Source organism: Blautia sp. OF09-25XD, assembly GCF_003482095.1.
Classification (GTDB): domain Bacteria; phylum Bacillota; class Clostridia; order Lachnospirales; family Lachnospiraceae; genus Fusicatenibacter; species Fusicatenibacter saccharivorans.
Window position 1 is genome coordinate 1 of the sequence record NZ_QUMG01000037.1, and the last position, 3,863, is coordinate 3,863.

Annotated in this window: 4 protein-coding genes and 1 pseudogene; all 5 read left to right on the forward strand. The window is 34.3% G+C overall.

Features of this window, described 5'->3' with window-relative positions; translation table 11 throughout:
* Positions 1–322 precede the first annotated feature (322 nt).
* Entirely contained in the window at positions 323–1,408 is a 1,086-nt protein-coding gene (locus DXA93_RS17400) for a transposase (protein WP_118719076.1), read from the forward strand.
* A 4-nt stretch (positions 1,409–1,412) separates the two neighbouring features.
* Complete coding sequence (locus tag DXA93_RS17405; RefSeq protein WP_147399563.1) at positions 1,413–1,784, forward strand: hypothetical protein; 372 nt, start codon at positions 1,413–1,415, stop codon at positions 1,782–1,784.
* Between the two features lie 271 nt (positions 1,785–2,055).
* A complete protein-coding gene (locus DXA93_RS17410) occupies positions 2,056–2,841 on the forward strand; it encodes a hypothetical protein (protein WP_118742398.1) in 786 nt (261 codons plus the stop codon).
* Positions 2,842–2,883: 42 nt separating this feature from the next.
* Complete coding sequence (locus DXA93_RS17415) at positions 2,884–3,222, forward strand: RNA-binding domain-containing protein (RefSeq protein ID WP_119208892.1); 339 nt, start codon at positions 2,884–2,886, stop codon at positions 3,220–3,222.
* Positions 3,223–3,426: 204 nt separating this feature from the next.
* Positions 3,427–3,863 (forward strand): annotated as a pseudogene (locus tag DXA93_RS17420) (ATP-binding protein); the annotation flags it as partial.

Consider the following 3,863-nt stretch of genomic DNA (forward strand, 5'->3'; position numbering starts at 1 on the left):
AATAAAAATAGAAATTTTTAAAGAATTTGAGTTCGACAAATATTATCAAAATAAAGAATTTTTATGGGTAACTTGCCCAATGTTATATGGAGTACTATTTAATTTTTATGATAATAACTATAAATGAGCAAATTCTAAATTTTGCACAAAATAAAGACACCCTCCGCTGAATGATGTATAATTGAAGTGCGAACATCAACCTACTCACGCAAACAAGGGGGTGCCTGTTGCAAATATTATACATCATTCCAATAAAATTTACAATTACCTAAAAGCTTTAAAACTCCATCATTTTTTGTCGGATATTTATCTCCAACATTTAATGACCATTATTATTTCTGTCTTTCTCCGTGGATACCGCGGTAAGACCGTTGATTTTTCTATTGTCAGCCAGCATCACAGAACAACAGTAGCTTATTTTCTGAATCATGGAAAATGGAACGATTCTGCATTGCAAAAAGCTCTGAAAAGCAGCATTGTCGAACTGATTTATCAGGAGGCCCGTTCTTCTGGCCAGCCTGTTTTCTGCATTGTAGATGATACGATTGCTTCTCATGTCAAGCCCTCGTCACAGGCCTTGCATCCCATCGAAGCTGCGTATTTTCATCAATCGCACCTGAAAGGCCGGCAGGATTATGGACACCAGGTTGTTTCCGTCATGCTTTCCTGCAATGGAATCACATTAAACTATGCGGTCATCCTATACGATAAGACAAAATCAAAAATTAAAATCGTACAGGATATCGCCACGGAACTGCCGGAAGCCCCGGTGGTTTCCTACTTTCTCTGTGACAGCTGGTATACGTTCGTGGACCTCATGAAAAGCTTCCTGAAAAAAGGATTTTATACGATTGGTGCATTAAAAACCAACCGTATCCTTTATCACATGGGCATCCGTCAGAAAGCCAGCGAACTTGCACTTCATATGCGGAAAAGCGATCCAAATGTCAGCCTTGTGACCGTTGACAAAAGGAAATTTTACGTTTACCGTTACGAAGGAAATCTCAATAAGATTTCAAATGCAGTTGTTCTTCTGAGTTACCCTGAGGAATGCTTTGGGAATCCAAAGGCGCTGAGGATATTTATTTCCACTGACGTGTCCCTGTCTACGCAGGAGATTCTTGATTCGTATGCCAAACGCTGGTCGATCGAATTGTTTTTCCGGCAGAGTAAACAGAAGCTGGGGCTGGACAAATATCAGATCCGATCCAGCCAGGGAATCCAGCGTTACTGGTTGATCATGTCATTAACCCATTATCTGTGCTGCATGTGTAAAGGTAAATACTGCACATTTGAAGAAGGTTATTTTTACCTTCAAGAACAGTTAAAGGAAGAACGGATTACGGCCATTTATCGGTTGATCCAGCATGGAGCTTCGCTGAAGGATGTTTTAATGATTGCAGGGTAATTTTGTGCAATTTTCGTTATTTGCTCATTTTATAGATAATAAAATATTTTTTATGATATTAGCAATTGTACTAGGAAAATATATTTGGATGGATTCTTTTGAGCGTTTATCATGGGGAACATATAAAAGAAAGATAAAAAAGTTTTTGAAGAATACAAAAGATGATATTTTTTTGATAGCGTGTCAATCTGTGGTTGTAGGATATTTAGTGATTGGGTGGTATGTAACTGGAAAAATAATTCCGGATGAAAAAAATATATTGTATTTGGTAATATTAGCGGTATGCATAATGCCAATGATAGATATTGCGATGTGGAGAGTTTTGAATTTGTATGCAGACCAAATAAAAAAATCTGAGAATTGTAGAGATAAGTGATTTATGATTCCGTTGGAATATTTATTTAGATGGGAGCTGTTATTTTAATAAGGACTGTCGCATTACAATGGAAAGTGAATCTGAAAGTTTTGAAAGGATAAGCATTTTAGATAAACGAGATTTATTGAGATCTGACCGTGTGCCAAGAAAAGGACATATAGAGTGGGTGAAGTGGCACTAGATAAGCTTGGCTACTTATGATTCGTAGTAGATGCTAGGAGAGTCTGCACTCATTAATTATTAACAAATAAATGAAATTGAGGTGAAAATTATGTCAAAAGGTAATAAAAAGCAATATAAACAATTTGCAATAAATTCACTTGAAGATGGTTGCTTGGTACTAAAGAGTCTTATTGTACCAGTAATTATCGATTTGGAAAAGTTTCGGAATTATTCGGATGAAGCCGAGGTACTTTTGGAAAAGTACAAATTAGATGGTTTTATCCCAGCAAACATATATGATTCTATTCATGATAAGATTCTTTATCAGCAGAGAGAATTACTTCGATTTATGGCAGATCATCAGTCTTCATCTTTTTCCTACATTAGTGTAAGGGAACTTCTCGAAAAGAAGGGATTTTTAAAAAGTAGTCTTACTGAGAATAGTAATAAAACGCTGAAGGAATTGCTTGATATAAGAAATTGGTCATTTCATAATGCGCAATCTATGTTAGTGGCTGATTTAGAGATGGCAAAGAAATCAATTCCGTCTGAAATGGTTGGATCAGTAGAAATTAAACCGATGTTGAATCCTGTTGTTATTAGAAAAGTGAAGACATACACATGGAAGATGTTTGCCGATTTTGTCTTTCATAATAAAGTTCGTTTAGCCCAATTTGAATTGATTCTTTCGGAAATGAAAAAAGACTATCAAGAAATGTATGGTTTTCTATCAGATACAGCTTTTATACAGACAAGTAGTGGATTAAGTCGAGAAGTGCAATATATAGAGCAAGAAATAGAGAACCAGAATCCAAAGAAAGCAGGAAGTAGTATTGCTTCCTTATCGATGAAAATTCAAAAAGGAAAATATGATGGATCAAATGAGCGCTACTAAGGGGCTTCCACCGTTAACCACATAATTTAGATGGAGAAAAATATGCTTTCGGAAAAACAAAAGAATGAAGTACTAAAATTGATATCCTATAAGCAAGAAGGAGCATACTGGGATTTTAAAAAGCAATGGTATGAAGATGGAAAGCAGGCAGATTTATTACATGATATTATCTGTATGGCGAATAATCTAGAAAATCGAGATGCATACATCATTATTGGCATAGATGAAGAAAAAGATTATTGTGTTAATGATTTGACAAATTCTGCGGATAGAAAAACGACGCAGATGTTGGTAGATTTTTTAAGAAATAAAAAAATTTATGGGTGGGATAAAACCGCATGTAATGGTGGAACCATTGCAATTGGAAAATGGTGTGATTGATGTTATAATAGTAAAAAATGGATATTATACTCCATATGTTTTAGAAGAAAATTATCGAAGTGTTAATGCGAATAATATATATACAAGAATTATGGATAGTAATACACCTAAAAAATAAAAACAGCAGAAATCTCACATATAGAATATTTATGGAAAAAGAGATTTCGCTTATTAGATACATCACTTGAGCGGGCATTTTTCTATTTGAAAAGTAAAGAAGATTGGTTGGATGTAGAAGACAATAGTTCTATGATTCGTAAGTATTATAAGTATGCGCCAGAATACATTATTGAACATTGCGAATGCGATGATAGAGATGGATATGAATATTATCTATTTAGTCAAATGGATAGTAGACCACATTGGCACAATATTTATATTAGATATCATCAAACTACTTTGTTTTCTACAATTGGAATAGCACTTGATGGCGGTAGATATTTTACAAACGTTCCATGGACGGGCTTTTTGTTTGAAGGATTAAATGAAAAAAATATTTCTTTTAAATTTATGGTAAATGACACAAAAGAAATGATATTACATGAGTTTTTGTGTGATAATGAAAGTCACGAAGCATTGAGTGCAAGAGGAAAATTTGAAGAATGTATATTAATTTTCTTTTCAGAAGAAGAGAAAGAAGA

What these genes read in the sequence shown, in the direction of transcription:
- DXA93_RS17410 (WP_118742398.1), top strand. Translation starts at nt 2,056, where the DNA reads ATGTCAAAAGGTAATAAAAAGCAATATAAACAATTTGCAATAAATTCA.
- DXA93_RS17400 (WP_118719076.1), top strand. Translation starts at nt 323, where the DNA reads ATGACCATTATTATTTCTGTCTTTCTCCGTGGATACCGCGGTAAGACC.
- DXA93_RS17415 (WP_119208892.1), top strand. Translation starts at nt 2,884, where the DNA reads ATGCTTTCGGAAAAACAAAAGAATGAAGTACTAAAATTGATATCCTAT.